At 67.7% G+C, this 22,341-nt stretch carries 20 protein-coding genes; 15 read left to right on the top strand and 5 right to left on the bottom strand.

Features of this window, described 5'->3' with window-relative positions:
• Window positions 1–24: 24 nt before the first annotated feature.
• Entirely contained in the window at window positions 25–5,904 is a 5,880-nt protein-coding gene (locus AC3WK8_RS17590) for an Hpt domain-containing protein (protein WP_103325363.1), read from the top strand.
• Complete coding sequence (locus tag AC3WK8_RS17585; protein ID WP_022641607.1) at window positions 5,897–6,355, top strand: chemotaxis protein CheW; 459 nt, start codon at window positions 5,897–5,899, stop codon at window positions 6,353–6,355. Before AC3WK8_RS17590 ends, AC3WK8_RS17585 begins: the two co-directional genes overlap by 8 nt.
• On the opposite strand, the gene ybiA is transcribed toward AC3WK8_RS17585, so the two are convergent.
• A complete protein-coding gene (gene ybiA / locus AC3WK8_RS17580) occupies window positions 6,352–6,918 on the bottom strand; it encodes a riboflavin biosynthesis intermediates N-glycosidase (RefSeq protein WP_085594476.1) in 567 nt (188 codons plus the stop codon). The two genes, AC3WK8_RS17585 and ybiA, sit on opposite strands and share 4 nt — an antisense overlap.
• 246 nt (window positions 6,919–7,164) lie before the next feature.
• On the opposite strand from ybiA, the gene mdcA reads away from it, so the two are divergent.
• From mdcA to madM, 9 genes are all read left to right on the top strand, one after another.
• Complete coding sequence (gene mdcA, locus AC3WK8_RS17575) at window positions 7,165–8,841, top strand: malonate decarboxylase subunit alpha (RefSeq protein WP_085594478.1); 1,677 nt, start codon at window positions 7,165–7,167, stop codon at window positions 8,839–8,841.
• A complete protein-coding gene (locus AC3WK8_RS17570; RefSeq protein WP_103325364.1) occupies window positions 8,841–9,710 on the top strand; it encodes a triphosphoribosyl-dephospho-CoA synthase in 870 nt (289 codons plus the stop codon). The genes mdcA and AC3WK8_RS17570 overlap by 1 nt, the downstream gene beginning before the upstream one ends.
• The gene (locus tag AC3WK8_RS17565; RefSeq protein ID WP_022641603.1) at window positions 9,710–10,009 is read left to right on the top strand and encodes a malonate decarboxylase subunit delta; all 300 of its coding nucleotides are present in this window, start codon (window positions 9,710–9,712) and stop codon (window positions 10,007–10,009) included. Before AC3WK8_RS17570 ends, AC3WK8_RS17565 begins: the two co-directional genes overlap by 1 nt.
• The gene (locus AC3WK8_RS17560; RefSeq protein WP_103325365.1) at window positions 10,002–10,853 is read left to right on the top strand and encodes a biotin-independent malonate decarboxylase subunit beta; all 852 of its coding nucleotides are present in this window, start codon (window positions 10,002–10,004) and stop codon (window positions 10,851–10,853) included. Before AC3WK8_RS17565 ends, AC3WK8_RS17560 begins: the two co-directional genes overlap by 8 nt.
• Window positions 10,850–11,653, top strand: coding sequence for a biotin-independent malonate decarboxylase subunit gamma (gene mdcE / locus AC3WK8_RS17555; RefSeq protein WP_085594485.1), 804 nt, complete (start codon window positions 10,850–10,852; stop codon window positions 11,651–11,653). Before AC3WK8_RS17560 ends, mdcE begins: the two co-directional genes overlap by 4 nt.
• Window positions 11,650–12,276 carry a malonate decarboxylase holo-ACP synthase gene (locus AC3WK8_RS17550; RefSeq protein WP_103325405.1) on the top strand — a complete coding sequence of 209 codons (627 nt, stop codon included), beginning with the start codon at window positions 11,650–11,652 and terminating at the stop codon, window positions 12,274–12,276. The genes mdcE and AC3WK8_RS17550 overlap by 4 nt, the downstream gene beginning before the upstream one ends.
• A complete protein-coding gene (mdcH, locus tag AC3WK8_RS17545; protein WP_103325366.1) occupies window positions 12,273–13,208 on the top strand; it encodes a malonate decarboxylase subunit epsilon in 936 nt (311 codons plus the stop codon). Before AC3WK8_RS17550 ends, mdcH begins: the two co-directional genes overlap by 4 nt.
• Window positions 13,209–13,275: 67 nt before the next feature.
• On the top strand, window positions 13,276–13,683 hold the full coding sequence (madL, locus tag AC3WK8_RS17540) for a malonate transporter subunit MadL (protein ID WP_022641597.1): 408 nt from the start codon (window positions 13,276–13,278) through the stop codon (window positions 13,681–13,683).
• 1 nt (window position 13,684) lies between these two features.
• Window positions 13,685–14,449, top strand: coding sequence for a malonate transporter subunit MadM (gene madM, locus AC3WK8_RS17535; protein ID WP_103325367.1), 765 nt, complete (start codon window positions 13,685–13,687; stop codon window positions 14,447–14,449).
• A 50-nt stretch (window positions 14,450–14,499) separates the two neighbouring features.
• On the opposite strand, the gene AC3WK8_RS17530 is transcribed toward madM, so the two are convergent.
• Window positions 14,500–15,411 carry a LysR family transcriptional regulator gene (locus tag AC3WK8_RS17530; protein ID WP_103325368.1) on the bottom strand — a complete coding sequence of 304 codons (912 nt, stop codon included), beginning with the start codon at window positions 15,409–15,411 and terminating at the stop codon, window positions 14,500–14,502.
• Between the two features lie 200 nt (window positions 15,412–15,611).
• Here AC3WK8_RS17530 and trhA point away from each other — a divergent pair, with 200 nt between their 5' ends.
• Window positions 15,612–16,229 (top strand): PAQR family membrane homeostasis protein TrhA, encoded by a 618-nt coding sequence (gene trhA / locus AC3WK8_RS17525; RefSeq protein WP_031320660.1) that lies wholly within the window; start codon window positions 15,612–15,614, stop codon window positions 16,227–16,229.
• A 105-nt stretch (window positions 16,230–16,334) separates the two neighbouring features.
• Here the strand turns inward: trhA and AC3WK8_RS17520 are convergent, their stop codons facing one another.
• A complete protein-coding gene (locus tag AC3WK8_RS17520; protein WP_103325369.1) occupies window positions 16,335–17,249 on the bottom strand; it encodes a LysR family transcriptional regulator in 915 nt (304 codons plus the stop codon).
• Between the two features lie 106 nt (window positions 17,250–17,355).
• Between AC3WK8_RS17520 and AC3WK8_RS17515 the strand changes: the two genes are divergently transcribed.
• From AC3WK8_RS17515 to AC3WK8_RS17505, 3 genes are read left to right on the top strand one after another with little or no spacing between them, the layout of a single operon-like run.
• A complete protein-coding gene (locus AC3WK8_RS17515; RefSeq protein WP_103325370.1) occupies window positions 17,356–18,597 on the top strand; it encodes a D-amino acid dehydrogenase in 1,242 nt (413 codons plus the stop codon).
• 22 nt (window positions 18,598–18,619) lie between these two features.
• The gene (locus AC3WK8_RS17510; RefSeq protein WP_103325371.1) at window positions 18,620–18,970 is read left to right on the top strand and encodes a RidA family protein; all 351 of its coding nucleotides are present in this window, start codon (window positions 18,620–18,622) and stop codon (window positions 18,968–18,970) included.
• 29 nt (window positions 18,971–18,999) lie between these two features.
• Window positions 19,000–19,902, top strand: coding sequence for a transporter substrate-binding domain-containing protein (locus tag AC3WK8_RS17505; protein WP_103325372.1), 903 nt, complete (start codon window positions 19,000–19,002; stop codon window positions 19,900–19,902).
• 87 nt (window positions 19,903–19,989) lie between these two features.
• Here AC3WK8_RS17505 and AC3WK8_RS17500 read toward each other — a convergent pair whose 3' ends face one another.
• The gene (locus AC3WK8_RS17500; RefSeq protein ID WP_103325373.1) at window positions 19,990–20,709 is read right to left on the bottom strand and encodes a 16S rRNA (uracil(1498)-N(3))-methyltransferase; all 720 of its coding nucleotides are present in this window, start codon (window positions 20,707–20,709) and stop codon (window positions 19,990–19,992) included.
• Window positions 20,710–20,782: 73 nt separating this feature from the next.
• Entirely contained in the window at window positions 20,783–22,189 is a 1,407-nt protein-coding gene (locus AC3WK8_RS17495; protein WP_103325374.1) for an adenosylmethionine--8-amino-7-oxononanoate transaminase, read from the bottom strand.
• Window positions 22,190–22,341: the final 152 nt, after the last annotated feature.

Raw genomic sequence — 22,341 nt, 5'->3', positions numbered from 1 at the left:
AACAAGGCTTTGACTGGAGTGGTTATGGTTGATCGGCACGACTACGTGGCCCTGGAATGGGTCAAGGGCGCAATTGCCGAAACCCTGAAGCTGGCGTATCAGGCGCTGGAGCATCTGGCCGAGGATCCCCGGGCGCCAGATGCTCTCGAGCATTGCCTGGAAGGCATCCATCAGGTCCACGGCAGCTTGCAGATGGCGGAGTTCTACGGCGCGGCGCTGCTGGCCGAAGAGATGGAAAAGCTCGCCCTGGCCCTGCAGCAGGAGCGCGTGGCCCAGCGCGACGAAGCCCTGCGCCTGTTGCGCCAGGCCATTGGCCAGTTGCCGCAGTACCTGGACCGGGTGCAGAGCGCGCGTCGCGACCTGCCACTGGTGGTGCTGCCATTGCTCAACGACCTGCGCAGTGCCCGTGGCGAGAGCTTGCTCTCGGAAACCAGCCTGTTCAGCCCGCAGTTGCCCAGCCTGCCGCCGCTGAGCGACAAGGCCCTGGCGGCGCTGGAGCCCCAGGAACTGGCGACCCAGTTGCGCAAGTTGCGGCATATGCTGCAAACCGCCCTGGTGGACCTGCTGCGCGAGCAGGATGACGAAATCAGCCTCGGGCACATGGCCAAGGTCTTCGAGCGCCTGGAAGCCCTGTGCCAGGATGCGCCGCTGGCCCCCTTGTGGCATATCGCCTCGGCGCTGGTGGAAGGCATGCGCCAGGGCGTGGTTGCCAACAGCCCGGCGGTGCGCAGCCTGCTCAAGGATGCCGACAAGGAACTCAAGCGCCTGCAAGAGCAGGGTATGCCCGGGCTCAACCGGGCCGCCCCCGAGGAGCTGCTCAAGAGCCTGCTGTTCTATATCGCCAAGGCGCGCCATCCCACCCCATTGATGCTGACCATGAAAGAACGTTACGGACTGGACGATGCATTGCCCGACAGCGCAGTGGTCGATGAAGAGCGGGCGCGCATGGCCGGCCCCGACCGCGATGCCCTGCGCTCGGTGCTGACCGCAGTGTGCGACGGCCTGGTGCGGGTCAAGGAACGCCTGGACCTGTTCGTGCGCAGCGACCGCCAGCATGCCGATGACCTGGATGGCCTGCTCGCGCCCCTGCGGCAGATCGCCGACACCCTGGCAGTGCTGGGTTTCGGCCAGCCGCGCAAGGTGATCATCGACCAGTTGGCGGTGATCCAGAGCCTGGCCCAGGGCCAGCGCGCCCCCGACGACGCGGTGCTGATGGACGTGGCCGGGGCGCTGCTGTACGTCGAGGCTACCCTGGCAGGCATGGCCGGCACCGTGGAGCCGGAGAGCCGCGAGGAAAGCCGCCTGCCCACCACCGACCTGACCCAGATCCACCAACTGGTGATCAAGGAGTCGCGGGCCTGCCTGCAACAGGCCAAGGAACTGTTGCTCGAGTCCATCGAGGCCGATTGGGAGCATGAGCCATTGTTGGCCCTGCCCGAGCTACTGACCCAGGTGCGCGGAGCCCTGGCGATGATCCCCTTGCCCCGGGCGGCGGGGCTGCTGCAGGCCTGCAATGCTTTTGTCGGCGAGCGGCTGCTGACGGCCAGGGCCCTGCCGGACTGGCAGCAGCTGGATCACCTGGCGGACGTGATCGCCAGCCTGGACTACTACCTGGAACGCTTGAACGAAGACCCCGAGGCACCGGGAGAAAAGATCCTCGACATCGCCCAGCAGGGGCTCTTGGCCCTGGGGTATGCGCCGCAGGTCCAGGCACCGCTGCCGGCGCACGAAGAGCAGGCGCTGACGCTGGCGGACGATCCCCAGGTCGCGCAGTCCCTGGCCGACGCCCTGGCCGCGCCGGTTTCGCTTCTCAATCCGCCGGCCCTGAGCACCCCGGGCAGCCTGCTGCCGCCGCCGGCGGGCGAGGCGCCGGTGGACGACGAGCTGCGCGAAGTCTTCCTCGAGGAAACCGAGGAAGTGCTGGAGATGCTCCGCGAGTACCTGCCGCGCTGGGAGGTCGATCCCCAGGGCCGGTCTGCCCTGAGCGAGTTGCGCCGGGCCTTCCATACCCTCAAGGGCAGCGGGCGGATGGTCCGGGCCCTGGTGCTGGGTGAGCTGGCCTGGGCGGTGGAGAACCTGCTCAACCGGGTGCTGGAGCACAGCGTGGAACCCAGTGTCCAGGTGCGCCAGCTGGTGGGCGATACCCTGGGCCTGCTGCCGGAGCTGATCGCCGAGTACGCCGCCCATGCCCAGCGCCAGCGTGACGATGTCGACCGCCTGGCGGCCCGGGCCCATGCCCTGGCCAGCGGCGCCACGCCCACGGCGCCGCGCGACGATGCCCTGGACCCGCAGTTGCTGGAGATCTTCCGTGCCGAGGCCCAGACCCACCTGGACAGCGTCAACCGTTTCCTCGACCAGGCCGCCGAACAATTGCCGTTGCAGGCCAGCGATGCCCTGCAACGGGCCTTGCACACCCTCAAGGGCAGCGCCTCGATGGCCGGCGTGTGGCCGATCGCCGAGCTGGCCGGCCCTTTCGACCAGCTGGCGCGGGAGTATCGAGCCCACCTGATACCCCTGGACCTGGACGAGGTAGAGCTGCTGCTGGAGGCCGAGGGCTTGCTGCGCAAGGGCCTGCGCCAACTGGACAGCACGCCGCTGGCGCCCATCGACGGCGCCCGGGCCCTGGCCGGACGGGCCCTGGCCCTGCTCGGCGAACGCCTGGAAGCCCTGCTCGATGCTCCGGACAGCGCGCTGCGGGCCAAGCGCGACCCGCAACTGATCAACGACTTCCTGGCCCAGGGCATGGACATCCTGCTGGATGCCGAAACCCTGTTGTTGCGCTGGCAACAACATCCCGGCGAGCGCCAGGAACTCAACGACCTGCTGGATGAGCTGACCACCCTGGGCGAAGGCGCGCACCTGGCCGACCTGCAGCCGGTGGATGAACTGTGCGAAGCCTTGCTCGACCTGTACGGCGCGGTGGAAGAAAGCAGCCTGGCGGTCAGCGAGCGCTTTTTCCACGAGGCCCAGGGCGCCCATGAGGCGCTGATCAACATGCTCGACGAACTGGCCGCGGGCCAGGAAGTCAGCCCGCAGCCCGAGCGGCTCCGGGCCTTGCGTGCGCTGCTGGACGAAAGCCTGGATCCGTCCGCCACCGGCTTGGTCAAGAGCGATGGCAGCCGGGCCCTGAGCATCAGCGAGCTGGGCGCTGCTACCGCGGGCCTTGCGCAACAGGCGTCGCAGGAAGCCGATGACGAGCTGGTGGAAATCTTCCTCGAGGAAGCGGTGGACATCCTCGACAGCGCCGACCAGGCCCTGCAACGCTGGCTGTCCGATCCGGAAAACGGCGCGCCGCTGTCCTCCCTGCAACGGGACATGCACACCCTCAAGGGCGGTGCGCGGATGGCCGAGGTGGCGCCGGTGGCGGAACTGGCCCAGGAGCTGGAGTCGCTGTACGAAGGCTTGGTGGATCGTCGCTACAGCCATGGCCAGCCCCTGGGCCTGCTGCTGCGTGGCAGCCATGAGCAACTGGCGGTACTGCTCCAGCAGCTGCAGGGCCAGCGACCGCTGGACGACTCCCGGGCCCAGGTCGAGGCGCTGCGCAGCTATCGGCAGCAGGCCAGTGGCCCTGGCGAGAGCGTGGCCGAGAGCGAGGAGGCGGATCACTCGGCCCAGGACCCGGAGCTACTGGAAATCTTCCTCGAGGAAGGCTTCGACATCATCGACAGTTCCGCCGCCGCCCTGAGCCGCTGGCAGGCCGACCCCCAGTCCCGCCAGGAGGTGGAGACCCTGCTGCGCGACCTGCACACCCTCAAGGGCGGCGCGCGGATGGTGGAGATCAGCGCCATCGGCGACCTGGCCCACGAGCTGGAGTTTCTCTTCGAAGGCTTGTCTGCCGGCTTGCTGCAACCCAGCCCGGTACTCTTCACCCTGTTGCAGAAGAGCCACGACCGCCTGGCCCAGATGCTCGACGCCGCCCGGGCCGGGCAACCGATCGAGGCCGCTCGCAAGCTCATCGATGCCATCCACGACCTGAGCCATCCCCGGGTGCCGGCGACCTCGACCCCGGAGCTGGCCGCGCCGCCCGGCAAACCCGAGCCGGTCGCGCCGCAGCCGGAGGTGGCGGCCGGGGCCGACATGGTCAAGGTCTCGGCGGAGCTGCTGGATGACCTGGTGAACCTGGCCGGGGAGACCTCGATCTTTCGCGGCCGCATCGAACAACAGGTCAACGACGCCCGGGTGGCGCTGACCGAGATGGAAACCACCATCGAGCGGATCCGCGACCAGTTGCGCCGCCTGGATACCGAGACCCAGGGCCGGATCCTCAGCCGCCAGCAGGTGGAGGCCGAGCGCCTGGGCTACGAAGAATTCGACCCGCTGGAGATGGACCGCCATTCCCAGCTGCAACAGCTATCCCGGGCCTTGTTCGAGTCGGCCTCGGACCTGCTGGACCTCAAGGACACCCTCGACCGGCGCAACCATGATGCTGCCGACCTGCTGCAACAACAGGGACGCATCAACACCGAGTTGCAAGAAGGCCTGATGCGTACCCGCATGGTGCCGTTCGAACGCATGGTGCCGCGCTTGCGGCGTATCGTGCGCCAGGTGGCCGAAGAGCTGGGCAAGGATGTGGAGTTCGTGGTCGGCAACGCCGAAGGCGAAATGGATCGCAATGTCCTGGAGCGCATGGTCGCGCCCCTCGAGCACATGCTGCGCAACGCCGTCGACCACGGCCTGGAGTCCGCCCAGGCGCGGCGCGCGGCGGGCAAGCCGGAGCAGGGGCGGATCACCCTGGACCTGTCCCGCGAGGGCGGCGACATCGTCTTCGACATGCGTGACGACGGCGCCGGCGTACCCCTGGAAGCCGTGCGCAAGAAGGCCATCAAGCGTGGCCTGCTGGACCCGCAGGCGCAGGTCAGCGACCGCGAGGTGCTGCAGTTCATCATGCAGCCGGGGTTTTCCACCGCCGAGAAGATCACCCAGATCTCCGGGCGTGGCGTGGGCATGGACGTGGTCCACGAGGAAGTGCGCCAGCTGGGCGGCAGCATGAGCATCGACTCGATAGCCGGCAAGGGCGTGCACTTTCGCATCCGCCTGCCGTTCACCGTTTCGGTCAACCGGGCGCTGATGGTCCAGTGCGGCGAGGAGCAATACGCGATCCCGCTCAACACCGTGGACGGCATCGTGCGGGTCATGCCGGGAGAACTGGACGCCTATTACCAGCTCGACCCGCCGCGCTACGAATACGCCGGCCACTGCTACCAGCTGTGCTACCTGGGCGAACTGCTGCACACCGTGCCGCGGCCCAAGCTGCTGGGCCAGGTCCAGGCGCTGCCGGTGTTGCTGGTGCAATGCAACGAACAGCTGATCGCGGTGCAGGTGGATGCCACCTTCGGTACCCGGGAAATCGTGGTCAAGAGCCTGGGACCGCAGTTCGCCGCGGTCCAGGGGCTGTCCGGGGCGACTATCCTCGGCGATGGCCGGGTGGTGCTGATCCTCGACCTGCTGGCCCATATCCGCGCCCGCCAGGACCAGCCGCCGCAGCCCCGGGCGCCTGGCGGTGATGGTGCCGGCGAGGCGCAGCCGCCCCGGCCGATGCTGGTGCTGGTGGTGGACGACTCGGTGACCGTGCGCAAGGTCACCAGCCGCCTGCTGGAGCGCCATGGCATGAGCGTGCTGACCGCCAAGGATGGGGTCGACGCCATGGCCTTGCTGGCCGAGCACACCCCGGACCTGATGCTGCTGGATATCGAGATGCCGCGCATGGATGGCTTCGAAGTGGCGATCCAGGTGCGCAACGATCCGCGCCTGCAGCACTTGCCGATCATCATGATCACCTCGCGCACCGGCCAGAAACACCGCGACCGGGCCATGGCCATCGGCGTCAACGACTACCTCGGCAAGCCCTATCAAGAGTCGGTGCTGCTGGAAAGCATCGCCCTGTGGAGCAAGAACCATGCTTGACCATCGCGCCAGCACCCTCACCGGGTTATTGCTGCCCCTGGCCGACCGCACCCTGATCCTGCCCAACGTGGCGGTGGCCGAGCTGATCGACTACCAGCAGGGACGCTTCGACCTGGATTCGCCACCCTGGTACCTGGGGCGAGTGCTGTGGCGCGACCGGCAGATCGCGCTGGTCAGCTTCGAGGCGGCCTGTGGCAACCCCACGGTGATCGGCGAGCGAGCGCGAATCGTCGTGCTCAATGCCCTGGGCGGGCGCCCGGAGCTGAAGTTCATCGCCTTGCTGGTGCAGGGCATCCCGCGCTCCTGCAAGCTCGACAGCCAGCTGAGCTATGTCGACGTGCCCCTGGCCTCCCTGGAGAAAGCCGCGGTGCAGGTCGCCGAGCAGGTGGCCAGGGTGCCGGACCTGCCGGCCCTCGAGGAACTGCTGGTGGAGGCCGGGCTGGCGCCTTAGGCCTCGGCCGCCAGCAGGCGGTCGCGAACTTCCATCAGGGCATAACCCAGCAGGTTGAGCCCGCGCCACTGTTCCGGGCGCTCGGCCTTGGCGTCGTCGGCTGCCAGGCCGATGCCCCAGACCCGGTCCACCGGGCTGGCTTCCACCAGCACCTTGTGGCGGGTGCACCGCAGGAAGTGCCCCAGCTCGGGGTGCTGGCTGAACTTGGCCAGGTTGCCCTGGACCACGATGTCGAAGCGGGCGGCCTGCCAGCGGGCGTCGTCGAAATCGCGCACTTCACGACCCAGGTGCTTGGCATAGGCGGGAGGGCCGGCCTGGAGGATGCGGGCATGGGTTTGGTGATCTTCGAACAGCAGCGCCTTGCCGGCCATCATGAAGTGTTCGGCGGTGGGGTAGTGGACGCCTTCGACCTCGAAGCCGGCGTCGAACCACTGGCTGAAGCAGCTCTGGGAAACCCGTCCGTCCCGGGGCGGCTGGTGGCCCCAGAACATGAGGTAGTCGGGCTTGAGGCCGCGTTGTAGTTGCTCCAGCAAGTCCTGGTTGGAGCGAATCGGTGTGTCCATGCTGACTCTCATCATGTGTTCCGGCCATTGAGCGGCCAATCCGACGGGCATTGTGTACCGGGTGCCAGGAGGGATGCCATCGCCGGGTGGTATGAAGATTGTTAAGTCGCGCCAGTAACGCACCGGACCTGGAACAGGCCGGCGAATCGTTACGCTTGGCGTAACTTTCCCACGCCGAGCTTGATTGATGCCCGCCGGGCTTCGCTCCTATGGTGGCTGCCACGACAGCGAACCTGTGGAGCGAGCATGACAACGACACTATCTCCCGACCCGCGCTGGTCGCGGCGGCGCAGCGAGAAGCAGCGGCGCCTCGAGCAGGTGCGGGCCATCGCCGATGGCGTGGTGTTGCCGACCGACAAGATCGTCGCGGCGCTGGAGGCGCTGATCCTGCCCGGCGACCGGGTGGTGCTGGAGGGCAACAACCAGAAGCAGGCGGACTTCCTCTCCCGGTCCCTGGCCAAGGTCGATCCGGCCAGGCTCCACGACCTGCACATGATCATGCCCAGCGTCGGCCGCGCCGAACACCTGGACCTGTTCGAACGCGGTATCGCCCGCAAGCTCGACTTCTCCTTCGCCGGCACCCAGAGCCTGCGCATCAGCCAGTTGCTCGAAGACGGGCTGCTGGAGGTCGGCGCCATCCATACCTACATCGAACTCTATGCCCGGCTGGTGGTGGACCTGACGCCCAACGTGGTGCTGTGCGCCGGTTTCATGGCCGATCGCGCCGGCAACATCTACACCGGCCCGAGCACCGAGGACACCCCGGCGCTGGTGGAGCCAGCGGCCTTCAGCGATGGCATCGTCATCGTCCAGGTCAACCAGCTGGTGGACGACGTCAGCGAGTTGCCCCGGGTGGATATCCCGGCCTCCTGGGTGGACTTCGTGGTGGTGGCCGACCAGCCGTTCTACATCGAGCCGCTGTTCACCCGCGATCCCCGGCACATCAAGCCGGTGCACGTGCTGATGGCGATGATGGCGATCCGTGGCATCTACGAGAAGCACAACGTGCAATCGCTGAACCACGGCATCGGCTTCAATACCGCGGCCATCGAGCTGATCCTGCCCACCTACGGCGAGTCCCTGGGGCTCAAGGGCAAGATCTGCCGCAACTGGACCCTCAATCCCCATCCGACCCTGATCCCGGCCATCGAAAGCGGCTGGGTGGACAGCGTGCATTGCTTCGGCACCGAACTGGGCATGGAAAACTACATCGCCGCCCGTCCCGATGTGTTCTTCACCGGCCGCGACGGCTCCCTGCGTTCCAACCGGATGTTCTGCCAGCTGGCCGGGCAATACGCGGTGGACCTGTTCATCGGCGCCACCTTGCAGGTGGATGGCGACGGCCATTCCTCCACTGTGACCCGTGGCCGCCTGGCCGGTTTCGGTGGGGCGCCGAACATGGGCCACGATCCCCGTGGCCGGCGCCATGGCACCCCGGCCTGGCTGGACATGCGCCTGGACCAGGGCGCGGCGCCGCAGGCCCTGCTGGAGCGGGGCAAGAAGCTGGTGGTGCAGATGGTCGAGACCTTCCAGGAGGGCGGCAAACCGACCTTCGTCGACACCCTGGACGCGGTGGACGTGGCGAAGAAAAGCGGCATGCCCCTGGCGCCGATCATGATCTATGGCGACGACGTCACCCACCTGCTCACCGAAGAAGGCATCGCCTACCTGTACAAGGCCCGCACCCTGGAGGAGCGCCGGGCGATGATCGCCGCCGTGGCCGGAGTCACCGCCATCGGCCTGCGGCATGACCCCAGGGACACCCAGCGCATGCGCCGCGAGGGCCTGGTCGCCTTGCCCGAGGACCTGGGCATTCGCCGCACCGACGCCAGCCGCGAGTTGCTGGCGGCCAAGAGCATCGCCGACCTGGTGCAGTGGTCTGGCGGCCTGTATCACCCACCTGCCAAGTTCAGGAGCTGGTAATGCACGCATTCAACCTGCAATCCCGGCCCCTGGGGCTGGCCGAGCGCCTGGCGGACCTGGCGGTGGACGCGCTGATCGACGAGGCCGACCTCTCGCCCAAGCCGGCCCTGGTGGACCGCCGTGGCAGTGGTGCCCACAGTGACCTGCACCTGGGCCTGATGCACGCCTCGGCCCTGAGCCTGTGGCCGGCCTTCAAGGACATGGCCGAGGCCGCGCAACAACTCGCCCGTATCGACTTGCCGCTGCGCGAAGCCTTGGGGCGCAGCGGTCGCGAAGGCGAGCGGGCGATGCTGGTCACCACCGGCGGGGTCAACACCCATCGCGGGGCGATCTGGGCCCTGGGCCTGCTGGTGGCCGCGGCCGCCCTGGAACCTGGCTCCAGGGCGGCCGGCAGCGTCGCCTGGCGCGCCGCGCGCCTGGCGCTGCTGGAAGACCGGCATGCGCCACGGCCCTTGAGCCATGGTGCCCAGGTGGCGCAGCGCTACGGCGTAGGCGGCGCCCGGGAGGAGGTCCAGCAGGGCTTTCCCGCGGTGCTGCAATGGGGCCTGCCGCAGCTGCGGCGCAGTCGTGCCCGGGGCCATGGCGAGCAGAACGCCCGGCTCGATGCGCTGCTGGCGATCATGACCCGGCTGGCCGACACCTGCGTGCTCTACCGCGCGGGCGAAGCGGGCCTGCGGGCCATGCAGGATGGCGCCCGGGCGGTGCTGGAGGCCGGTGGCAGCGCCAGCCTCGCCGGACGCCGGCGCCTGCACCAGCTGGACCTGCAACTTCTGACCTTGAATGCCTCGCCCGGTGGCGCCGCCGACCTGCTGGCCGCCTGCTTGCTGCTCGACCGGATCGAGGCCGCCGCCGACCAGGGAGCGAACTGATGGAAACCTTGTCCTTTGAATTTCCCGCCGGCCCTTCTGGCCGCGGCCGTGCGCTGGTGGGCTGTGTCGGTTCCGGCGACCTCGAAGTACTGCTGGAACCGGCGCCGGCCGGCACCTTGAAGATCCAGGTCCAGACCTCGGTCAACGGCAGCGCCGCACGCTGGCAGCACCTGTTCCAACGCATGTTCGCCGGACAGACGCCACCGGCGCTGCTGATCGACATCCATGACTTCGGCGCCACCCCGGGGGTGGTGCGCCTACGCCTTGAACAGGGCCTGGAGGAAATCGCCCATGACTGACAGCGCACGCTTGCTCGACCAGCACAGCTTCGTCGAACTGGGAGCCCGGCAGCGGGCGCGGGCGTTGCTGGACGCCGGCACCTTTCGCGAACTGCTCGACCCTTTCCAGCGCGTCATGTCGCCCTGGCTGCCGCGCCAGGGCGTGGTGCCCCAGGCCGATGATGGGGTGGTGATCGCCAAGGGCAGCATCGCCGGGTTGCCGGTGGTGATCGCCGCCATCGAAGGCGCATTCCAGGGCGGCAGCCTCGGCGAGGTGGGCGGGGCGAAGATCGCCGGTGCCCTTGAGCTGGCGGCCGAGGACAACCGCCAGGGCATCGCCACCCGCGCCGTGTTGCTGCTGGAAACCGGCGGCGTGCGGTTGCAGGAGGCCAACCTGGGGTTGGCGGCGATCGCCGATATCCATGCCGCGATCGTCGACCTGCGCCAATACCAACCGGTGATCGGCGTAGTGGCTGGCAGCGTTGGCTGCTTCGGTGGCATGTCGATCGCCGCCGGCCTGTGTAGCTACCTGCTGGTGACCCAAGAAGCGCGGCTGGGCCTGAACGGGCCGCAGGTGATCGAGCAGGAAGCCGGGATCGAGGAGTACGACTCCCGCGACCGGCCTTTCATCTGGAGCCTGACCGGCGGTGAGCAGCGTTTCGCCAGCGGCCTGGTGGATCGCTATGTGGCCGATGACGTGGCGCAGATCCAGGCCCAGGTTCGCGAATTGCTGGCCCTCGGCCTGCCCGAGCGGCAACGCAGCCACCAGGCCGAACACTATCTGCAATGTCTGGCCCGCCTGGACACGGCGGCGCAAATCGATGCGGCAACGGTTCGCGATCTGTATCAAGGAGACCGCTCATGAGTGCAAGTTCTTTGCGGGGCCTGAACTGGTTCAACGCCCTGGTTGGCGGCGCCGCTTCGGTGGCCGGCCTGCCGCCGTCGCTGCGGGTGGCCGACGGTGAACTGGCGGGGCAATCGGCTCGTTTTATCGCTGTGGTGGCCGACCCGGAGAATCGTTTTCCCCGCGCCCGCCAGGGCGAGGTCGGCCTGCTGGAGGGCTGGGGCCTGGCCAAAGCGGTGGATGAAGTGATCGAGGCCGACCGCGATCGGCCCCGCAAGCGAGCACTGATCGCCATTGTCGATGTGCCGAGCCAGGCCTATGGCCGGCGCGAAGAAGCCCTGGGCATCCACCAGGCCCTGGCCGGCGCTGCCGACAGCTACGCCCGGGCCCGCCTGGCGGGGCATCCGGTGATCGGCTTGCTGGTGGGCAAGGCCATGTCCGGAGCGTTCCTGGCCCACGGCTACCAGGCCAACCGGCTGATCGCCCTGCGCGACCCGGGCGTGATGGTGCACGCCATGGGCAAGGCCTCGGCGGCGCGGGTCACCCTGCGCAGCGTCGAGGAGCTGGAAGCCCTGGCTGCCAGCGTGCCGCCCATGGCCTACGACATCGACAGCTATGCCGGCCTGGGCCTCTTGTGGAAAACCCTGCCGGTGGAGCGCATCGAACAACCGACCCCCCAGGACCTGGACCAGGTCAGCGGGTGCCTGCTGCAGGCCATTGCCGATGTACGGGCTGGTGGCGTTGGGCTTGAGGGGCGCCTGGGGGCGGCGAACCGTGAGGCCTCGAGCCGGGTCCGCCAACTGCTGCGGGAGCAATGGTGAGCGCTTGCTCCCCCTGGCTGCCCCATGACCTGCTGTGGGGCATGGAGCCCGGGCAACTGGCGGCCGATGCGCCGGAGTGGGCGCGGCAGGTGCTGGAGCAGGGGCAGCCGGTGGTGGTGCGTCGGGCAGTGAGCGCTGCCGGTTCGATCGCCGTGGGGCTGCGTGGCCCGTCCCGGGAGCAGCGCTACCCGGCGTTGCTGGCGCTGGACGCGGTGCAGCGCGGAACCAGCCCGGAGGCGTTGCGCCACGTGCCGTCGAGCCGTGCCTGGCCGGCGCTCCAGGCCCTGGACCAGTTGCGTGGCCCGCTGGACGCCCTGGGGCTGGCCTGGGGCGTGGGCGGCAGCGCCGGCTTCGAGCTGGCCAGCGGAGTTGGTGCATTGCACCAAGGCAGCGACCTGGACTTGATTCTCCGGGCGCCTGAGCCGCTGTCCCGGGCCCAGGCCCGGGAGCTGCTGGCACTGCTCGATGGCGCCGTGTGCCGGGTCGACCTGCAATTGCAACTGCCGGCCGGGGGCCTGGCCTTGCGTGAGTGGGCCGGGAGCGCCTCGCGGGTACTGCTCAAGAGCGCTAGCGGAGCGCGGCTGGTGCGCGATCCCTGGTGCCCAGGGGAGTTGGCGGCATGAGCAGCCTGCTGGTATTCCCGGGCCAGGGGGCGCAGCAGCCGGGGATGCTCCAGCGACTGCCCGAGCGGCCGGAAGTCGTGGCCTGCCTGCGCGAGGCCAGCGATGTGCTGGGGCAGGACGTGCTGGGCCTGGATTCGCCCCAGGCCCTGGCCGGGACCCGGGCGGTGCAGCTGTGCCTGCTGGTTGCCGGGGTGGCCTGTGCCCGGACCCTGCTGCACGCGGATTGCCCGGTGGACTACGTAGCGGGCCTGTCCATTGGCGCCTATCCGGCGGCGGTGGTGGCCGGGGCCCTGGATTTCGCCGATGCCCTGCGCCTGGTGAGCTTGCGCGGGGAGCTGATGCAGCAGGCTTATCCACAGGGCTACGGCATGACCGCGCTGATGGGCCTGGACCTGGGCACGGTGGAGGCGTTGCTGGCCCGGGTCCACAGCCCGCAAAGGCCGGTGTACCTGGCCAATATCAATGCCGACACCCAGGTGGTGATCGCCGGCAGCGAGGCGGCGATGCAGGCCGTGGCCGAACTGGCCCGGGCATGTGGCGCCGGGGTGGCCAGGCGCTTGGCGGTCAGCGTGCCGTCCCATTGCCCATTGCTGGAGCAGCCGGCCCAACGGCTGGCCGAGGCGTTCGCCAGGGTGCCGATGGAGCCGCTCCGGCTGGGGTACCTGAGCGGTAGCCGCGCGCGGCCATTGCGCACGGTGGAGCAATTGCGCGACGACCTGGCCTTCAACATGTGCCGGCTGGTGGATTGGCGCGGCACCGTGCAGGGCGCCTATGAGCGCGGCGTACGGTTGCAGATCGAACTGCCGCCCGGGGCGGTGCTCAGCGGCTTGGCACGCCGGGTGTTCGAGCAGGGCTCGGTGATCGCCTTCGATGGCGCCCGCCCGGACACCTTGCAGGCGCTATTGCGCGAGGAGGGCCGCCGCGACCGATAAAACCGCGACCCAGGCTGGCGAAGCACAAGAACAACAACTTCGACGATGCACTGCGAGGACAACGACAATGATTATCTATGGTGTGGCATTGCTGGCGATCTGCACGCTGGCGGGAGTGATTATCGGCGACATGCTCGGCGTGTTGCTGGGGGTGAAGTCCAACGTCGGCGGGGTCGGCATCGCCATGATCCTGCTGATCTGCGCGCGCTTGTGGATGCAGCGCCATGGCGGCATGACCAAGGACTGTGAAATGGGCGTCGGCTTCTGGGGCGCCCTGTACATCCCGGTGGTGGTGGCCATGGCCGCCCAGCAGAACGTGGTCACCGCGCTGCATGGCGGCCCGGTGGCGGTGCTGGCGGCCATCGGCTCGGTGCTGGTGTGCGGCTGCACCATCGCCCTGATCAGCCGGACCCACAAGGGCGATCCGCTACCGCAGGAGCCGGGCATCGAAGCCGCACCGGCGGGAGGGCGCTGAAATGTGGGACTTGATCGAGAAAGGCCTGGAGCACAACGGCCTGGTCACCGCCTTCGCCTTCGTTGGCGTGATCATGTGGGTCTCGGTGCTGCTGTCCCGGCACCTGACCTTCGGTCGCGTGCATGGATCGGCGATCGCCATCGTCATCGGCCTGGCCCTGGCCTGGGTCGGCGGCACCCTGACCGGCGGCCAGAAAGGCCTGGCGGACCTGGCGCTGTTTTCCGGCATCGGCCTGATGGGCGGCGCCATGCTGCGGGATTTCGCCATCGTCGCCACGGCCTTCGAAGTCCAGGCCACCGAGGCCCGCAAGGCCGGGTTGATCGGAGCCGTGGCGCTGCTGCTGGGCACGGTGCTGCCGTTCATCGTCGGGGCGAGCATCGCCTGGAGCTTTGGCTATCGCGATGCGGTGAGCATGACCACCATCGGTGCCGGCGCCGTGACCTACATCGTCGGCCCGGTGACCGGCGCGGCCATCGGCGCCAGCTCCGATGTGGTGGCGCTGTCGATCGCCACCGGCCTGATCAAGGCGATCCTGGTGATGGTGGGCACGCCCATGGCGGCCCGCTGGATGGGCCTGGACAACCCGCGTTCGGCCATGGTGTTCGGTGGCTTGGCCGGGACCGTCAGTGGGGTCACCGCCGGGCTTGCGGCCACCGATCGGCGCCTGGTGCCCTATGGGGCGCTGACGGCGACCTTCCACACCGGGTTGGGGTGCCTGCTGGGGCCGTCGCTGCTGTTTTTCATCGTGCGCGGGCTGGCGGGCTGATATGACGCCATCGCGGGCAAGTTGGATCGCCGCGTGCCCGCGATTGCGTCTCATGACCCCCGCGAATACATCCGGCACTCGGCCAGCAGTGCCAGCAGGTTCGGGTCGCGCTCCTTGGCCCTGAGGAACACCACGCCGATATGTTGCTGCAGGCGGTAGCGCGCCTGCAGCGGTATCAGCTTCACGCGGTTCTCGTAGACCGCGGCGATCCTGCCCGGCAGCAGCGCATAACCCACCCCTGAGCTGACCATGCTCAGCAGGGTGAAGATATCGTTGACCTGCATCGCCACCTTCGGCTCGAACCCCGCCTGCTTGAACACCCGCACGCCGTCCTGGTGGGTGGCGAAACCCTGGGTCAGGGTGATGAACGTGGCGTCGCGCACAGCCGCCAGATCCACTTCGCGCTCTTGGGCGAAGGGCGAGTCGGCCGGGGTGGCGAGGAAGATATCGTCGGAGAACAACGGCAGCTGTTCGCAGTCCGGATCGCTGACGCTGTCGTCCAGGGATACCAGGATCGCATCCACTTCCATGTTCTTGAGCTTGTATAACAGGTCGATGTTGGAGCCCAGGATCAGGTCGATATTCAGCTCGCTGCGCCGCAGCTTCAGGCCCATGATCAGTTGCGGCACGGTTTTCACGGTCAGGGAATAAAGTGCGCCGAGCTTGAAACGTTCTGCCGAGAAGCCAGCGGCTTCACGGGTCAGGCGCACGCTCTCGACCACATCCTGCACCAGCTTCTGCGCTCGCTCTTCCAGCACGTAGGCGCTTTCCAGCGGAGTCAGGTTGCGTCCCTCGTGCTTGAACAGCGGGCAGCGCAGGGCGTTTTCCAGGGAGTGGATGGCCCGGTGCACGCTGACATTGCTGGTCTGCAGTTCGCTGGCGGCGCGAGCCAGGTTGCCGGTGCGCATGAAGGCCAGAAACACTTCGAATTTCTTGAGGGTCAACTCTTCGTCGATGAGCATGGTCCGGACTCTGGTGGCGAGGGTCCGATGATGCCCGATGAGTCGTCATGTGACCGCTGGTTTTTTCAGCGGCGCGCCCCAATGGACATATTGCGCTTGCACACTGCAGGCGCGGGCCCGTCGCTGGCCTTGCGGTCGAACGCAGCGGCCCGCAGAGGGTCTGCTGGAATGGTTGTGGATGTTTTCAGGGTGACTGATCGATGTATCACGGAGAAAGACTCAACGCCTGGACCCACCTCTTGGGGGCGGTCGCGGCGTTTATCGGCGGTATCTGGCTGGTGGTGCTGGCCAGCCTCGACGGCAGCCCGTGGAAGATCGTCGGGGTGGCGATCTATGCCTTCACCTTACTGGTGCTCTATAGCGTGTCCACGGTCTACCACAGCGTGCGCGGGCGGGCGAAGAACATCATGCAGAAGGTCGATCACTTCTCGATCTACCTGCTGATCGCCGGCAGCTATACGCCGTTCTGCCTGGTGACCTTGCGCGGGCCCTGGGGCTGGACCCTGTTCGGCATCGTCTGGGGCCTGGCCTTGATCGGCATCCTGCAGGAGATCAAGCCGCGCTCCGAAGCGCGGGTCCTGTCCATCGTGATCTACGCGGTGATGGGCTGGATCGTGCTGGTGGCGGTCAAGCCGCTGCTGGCGGCATTGGGGCCGGCGGGTTTCACCTGGCTGGCGGCGGGCGGGGTGCTGTACACCGTGGGGATCATCTTCTTCGCCCTCGACAACCGCCTGCGCCACGCCCACGGCATCTGGCACCTGTTCGTCATCGCCGGCAGCCTGCTGCACTTCGTCGCCATCCTGTTCTATGTGTTGTGATCGGCGCGCGCCTCATCGTTCCGCGCGGGTAGCCTTGTTCCTGCAGGTACGGTGATCCCTGTGTGGGAGCGAAGCTTGCTCGCGATGAGGTCCTGACCGGCCGCCTCAGTCGGCGGCCATCAACCGATCCAGTTGCTCCTGGGCCTGCCCGCCAAAGATCTCCAGCAAGCTGCTCAAGGTATGGGGCGGCGGTTCGGCGGCCCGGCTCACGGCATACAGGGTGATGGGCAGCGACGGGCTCAGGGGGCGGATCGCGGTGCTGGCCGAGGAGGCGCCCAGGGCGGTGAAGGGATCGATCAGCGCCAGGCCGGCGCCGGATTCCACCATGGCCCGGGCCAGGGAGTAGGTCTGCACCGCGATGCTCACCCGTGGCGGTGGTTCCACGGCCTTGAGGTAACCATCGAGCCGGGCCGATAGCGGGTCGGCGCTGCTCAGGCCGATCAGCGGTGCGTCCGCCAGCTCTTGCAGCGCCAGGGGCTGGCCCAGGCTGCCATCGGGCCAATAGCCGTGGGGGGCCAGGGCCACCAGCACACCCTGGGCCAGGACCTGGCCGTTCAGGCCGGGGTGATCCGGCCGTTGCAGGGTCAGGGCCACATCGATTTCGCGCATCAGCAGGTTCTGCACCAGTTCGCGGCTGTGGGCGCTGGACAGCTCGCAGAGGCTGTCCGGGTAGCGCCGGGTCCATTCGCTGATGGCCGGCGGCAGCAAGGCCAGGGCCAGGGCCGGGGTGGCGCCGATGCGCAGGCTGTGGCCCGGCGCCCGGCGCAGGTTCTGGGCCAGGCGCCGCACGCCCTGCAGGCTCTCGCTGACCTTGTCCACTTCCCGTTCCAGCTCCAGGGCTTCCGGGGTCGGTTGCAGCTTGCCGCGTACCCGCAGGAACAGCGGGAAACCCAGCTGCAGCTCGGCGTGCTGCAATACCTTGGTCACCGCCGGCTGCGAGACGTGCAGCAGTTGCGCGGCACCGCTGATGGAGCCGGTCTGGCGGATAGCCTGGAAGATCTCGATATGGCGAAGGCGCATGGCAAGTCCATAACCTTTGTTTATGGGTGGTCCATCTTTATTTATTGTCCGGCGCCTGTCACCTGCCCCTAACCTTGGGCCATCGAACATCAGCTCAGGGGCAGTCATGGGTCAGCGGGTTTGCATCATCGGTGGTGGCGTCATCGGCCTGGCCAGCGCCTATGCCCTGGTCCGCCAGGGCCTGGAGGTGACCCTGGTGGAAGCCCAGGACAGCCTGGGCAGCCAGACCAGCTTCGCCAACGGCGGCCAGCTGTCCTATCGCTACGTGGCGCCGCTGGCCGATGCCGGCGTGCCCTGGCAGGCCCTGGGCTGGATGCTCAAGGGCGATTCGCCGCTGCGCCTGCGGCCACGCCTGGACCCGGCGCAGTGGCGCTGGCTGGCGGGGTTCCTGGGGGCTTGCCGGCACTCGGTGAACCAGCGCAATGGCGCCCATTTGCTGCGCCTGGCGCTGCTCAGCCAGGAGACCCTCAAGACCTGGCGCGAAGCCGACGGCCTGACGGACTTCGACTGGCGGCGCAACGGCAAGCTGGTGACCTTCCGTGACGCCGGCAGTTTCGAGCACGCCCGGCACAACCTGTCCGACCCGCGCCAGCAGCAGGTGCTGACGGGGGCCGAATGCGCCAGCCTGGAGCCGGCCCTGGGCGATGCGCCCTTCATCGGTGGCATCTATACCCCGGACGAAGAGGTGGCCGACTGTCATGCCTTCTGCCAGCAGCTGGCGGCGCGCCTGCAGGCGTCCGGACGTTGCGAGATCCTCCTCGGGCAGCGAGTGCGCGGCATCCGGCACCAGGGCGACCGGGTGCAGGCCATCGACCTGGGCGAGCGCCTGCTGGCGGTGGACCACCTGGTGCTGGCTGCCGGGCACCGCAGCCCCGAGTTGCAGCTGCCCGGGCTCAAGTTGCCGCTGTACCCGCTCAAGGGCTACAGCCTCAGCGCGCCCATCGGCCCGCAGCACCGAGCGCCGGAAATCAGCATCACCGACTACAACCGCAAGATCGTCTACGCGCGGATCGGCCAACAGCTACGGGTGGCGGCCATGGTCGATATCGTCGGCTTCGACCCGGCCCCGGACCCCGGGCGCCTGGGCCTGCTGCGGCGCCAGGCGGCGCAGACCTTCGCCCATGCCGGCGATTACCAGGCCGCCGTGGAATGGGCCGGCATGCGCCCGGCGACCCCCAGCGGCGTGCCGCTGGTGGGGGGCACCGCCTACCGCAACCTGTGGCTCAACCTCGGCCATGGCGCGCTGGGTTTCACCCTGGCCTGTGGCAGCGGCCAGTTGCTGGGCGAACTGATCGGCCAGCGTCCCACCAGTATCGACATGCAGGGCCTGGCGCCACGCGCCGCCTGAGTCATCACCAGGAGTGTTTCCAATGAGTATCCAGCGTCTGCATAGCAACAACCGCCTGAGTGGCGCCGTGACCTTCGCCGGACTGGTGTTCCTTTCCGGCCAGGTGCCGGGGGCCAGCCAGGACATCGCCGGGCAGACCCGCGAGGTCCTGGAGAAGATCGATGCGCTGCTGGCCGAGGTCGGCAGCGACAAGGACCACGTGCTCAACGCCACCATCTACCTCAAGGACATCCAGGCGGATTTCGCCGGCATGAACGAGGTGTGGTCGGCCTGGCTGTCCTCCGGACAGGCACCGGCGCGCACCACTTTGCAGGCGGCCCTGGCGCGCCCGGAAATCCTCGTCGAAATCAGTATCATCGCCACCCGTCGCTGAAGCGCCTTCAACCCCAACGGAGAATAACAATGCACAAGATCACGTTGCTCGGCTGCACCCTGGGCCTGCTGTTCAGCGCCATGGCCCAGGCCAATGAGGCACCCCTGGAGGGAACCCTGGCCAAGATCGCCAACAGCGCCAGTATTACCTTGGGTTATCGCGATGCCTCGGTGCCGTTCTCCTACGTGGGGGACAACAGCGGCAAGCCCATGGGTTATTCAGTGGAGCTGGCGGGCAAGGTGGTGGAGCGCATCCAGCAGCAGCTGCAGCTGCCCAAGCTGGCGGTGAAGTACAACCTGGTGACCTCCCAGACCCGCATCCCGCTGGTGCAGAACGGCACCGTGGACCTGGAGTGCGGCTCCACCGGGGTGACGGCCGAGCGCCAGAAGCAGGTGGCCTTCTCCTATGGCTTCATCTACGTCAAGGGCCAGTTGCTGACCGCCAAGGACAGCGGGATCAAGAGCTTCGCCGACCTGCGGGGCAAGAACGTGGTGACCACCGCCGGCACCACCAACGAGCGCTTTCTCAAGAGCTACAACGTCGAGCACAAGATCGATATGTTCGTGATCAGCGCCAAGGACCACGGCGAAGCCTTCCAGATGCTCCAGTCGGGGCGCGCGGCGGCGTTCTACATGGACGATGCGCTGCTCTACGGCGAACGGGCCAAGGCCCGTGATCCGCACAACTGGATCGTGGTGGGCGAGGAGCAGTCGCGGGAGATCTACAGCTGCATGGTGCGCAAGGACGACCCGCAGTTCCTGGCCCTGGTCAACACCGCCCTGGCGGACCTGTATCGCTCCGGCGAGATCAACGGGATCTACCAGCGCTGGTTCGAGCAGCCGATCCCGCCCAAGGGGCTGAACCTGGAATTCCCCATGACCAGCGAGCTGAAGGCGATCATCGCCAAGCCCACCAGCGATCCGGTGCAGTAAACGCCGTCCCGCGGCCTGCTGGCTGTTGTAGGAGCCAGGCTTGCCGGCGATGGGCGCCACGGTGTGCCAGGCAAAGGCGGAGACGGGCTAGAAGTCGCCCCAGAGCTGCTGGGCCACGGCCAGGGCCACCACCGGCGCGGTTTCCGTACGCAGTACCCGTGGACCCAGGCGCGCCGGCAGGAAACCGGCGCCCTGGGCCTGTTCGACCTCGGCGTCGGACAGGCCGCCCTCGGGGCCGATCAGGAAGGCCAGGGTCTCCGGGCGGGCGTGGCTTTCCAGTGGCTGGGCCACCGGGTGCAGCACCAGCTTGAGGTCGGCGGCGGTCTGCTTGAGCCAGTCCGCCAGCAACAGTGGCGGGTGGATCACCGGGACCTTGGAGCGCCCGCATTGCTCGCAAGCGCTGATGGCCACCTGGCGCCAATGCAGCAGGCGCTTGTCGGCTCGTTCATCCTTGAGGCGCACCTCGCAGCGCTCGCTGAAGATCGGGGTGATCTGGTCGACACCCAGCTCGGTGGCTTTCTGGATCGCCCAATCCATGCGTTCGCCACGGGACAGGCCCTGGCCCAGGTGGATATGCAGCGGCGACTCGGGCTGGCCGGCGAAGCTCTCGTCGAGGCTGATCCGCACGCGCTTCTTGCCCACCTCCACCAGGGTGCCGCGAAACTCCTGCCCCGAACCGTCGAACACCTGCAACGCATCGCCCTCGGCCATGCGCAGTACCCGTGCGATGTAGTGGGCCTGGGCTTCGGGCAGCTCGTGCTCGCCAAGGCTCAGGGGGGTGTCGATAAAGAAGCGGGACAATCTCATCTGCAGTCTCTGTTGAAGTCGGATCGATGGGGTGTACGGGGGCATGGCCTGTGCGGCCACGCTCGGGCGGGCCTCAGCCCGGATCGCGAAAACCCGGGTGGAAGTCCTTGGGCACCGCCATGCTGACGCTGTCCCGGGTGGCGATGTCGATGCCTTCGCTGGCCACTTCGGCGAGGAAGTCGATCTGCTCCGGGGTGATCACATAGGGCGGCAGGAAATACACCACGCTGCCCAGCGGACGCAGCAGGGCGCCACGGCTCAGGGCGTGTTCGAAGACCTTCAGGCCACGGCGTTCCTGCCAGGGGTAGGCGGCCTTGCAGGCCTTGTCCTGGACCATCTCGATGGCCAGCGCCATGCCGGTCTGGCGGATCTCGGCGACGTGGGCGTGGTCGGCCAGGTGCGCGGTGGCGCTGGCCATGCGCGCGGCCAGGGCCTGGTTGGCCTGGATCACGTTGTCCTGTTCGAAGATGTCCAGGGTCGCCAGCGCCGCAGCACAGGCCAGCGGGTTGCCGGTGTAGCTGTGGGAGTGGAGGAAGGCCCGCAGGGTCGGGTAGTCGTCGTAGAACGCCTGGTACACCTTGTTGGTGGTCAGGCAGGCGGCCAGGGGCAGGTAGCCGCCGGTCAGGGCCTTGGACAGGCACAGGAAGTCCGGGCGGATGCCGGCTTGCTCACAGGCGAACATGGTGCCGGTGCGGCCGAAGCCCACGGCGATCTCGTCGTGGATCAGGTGCACGTCGTAGCGATCGCAGGCCTCGCGCAGCAGCTTGAGGTACACCGGGTGGTACATGCGCATGCCGCCGGCGCCCTGGATCAGCGGCTCGACGATTACTGCCGAGATCGTCTCGTGGTGTTCGGCCAGGGTCTGTTCCATGGCGGCGAACATGTTGCGCGAGTGTTCTTCCCAGCCCATGCCTTCGGGGCGGTGGTAGCAGTCGGGGCTGGGCACCTTGATGGTGTCCAGCAGCAGGGCCTTGTAGGTCTCGGTGAACAGCGGCACGTCGCCCACCGACATGGCGGCGATGGTCTCGCCGTGGTAACTGTTGGTCAGGGTGACGAAGCGCTTCTTCACCGGTTTGCCGGTGTTCTGCCAGTAGTGGAAGCTCATCTTCAGCGCCACTTCGATGCACGACGAGCCGTTGTCGGCGTAGAACACCCGGTCCAGCCCGGCGGGGGTCATGGCCACCAGGCGTTCGGACAGCTCGATCGCCGGCTGGTGGCTGAAGCCGGCCAGGATCACATGCTCCAGCTGGTCGACTTGGTCCTTGATGCGCTGGTTGATGCGCGGGTTGGCGTGGCCGAACACGTTGACCCACCAGGAACTGACCGCATCCAGGTAGCGCTTGCCCTCGAAATCTTCCAGCCAGACACCTTCACCCCGCCGGATCGGGATCAACGGCAGTTGTTCGTGGTCTTTCATCTGGGTGCAGGGATGCCACAACACCGCGAGATCGCGTTGCATCCACTGGTTATTCAGGCCCATGTAAAGTCTCCTGGAGGTGCTCGCAAAAAGGCGCGGGCAAACGATCGGGCAAGCCTATGCAATGCATGGCCGTGGGACAACCTATTGTGCGAGGTGGCGCCGCAGGGGTGGCGCACCCTGGGCAAAGACGCCGGGGAAGGAGGTCAAGGCAC

The sequence above is a fragment of the Pseudomonas sp. FW507-12TSA genome, from assembly GCF_058781435.1.
The sequence above is the reverse complement of the archived record's forward strand: the minus strand, read 5'-3'. Positions and strand labels throughout refer to the sequence as shown.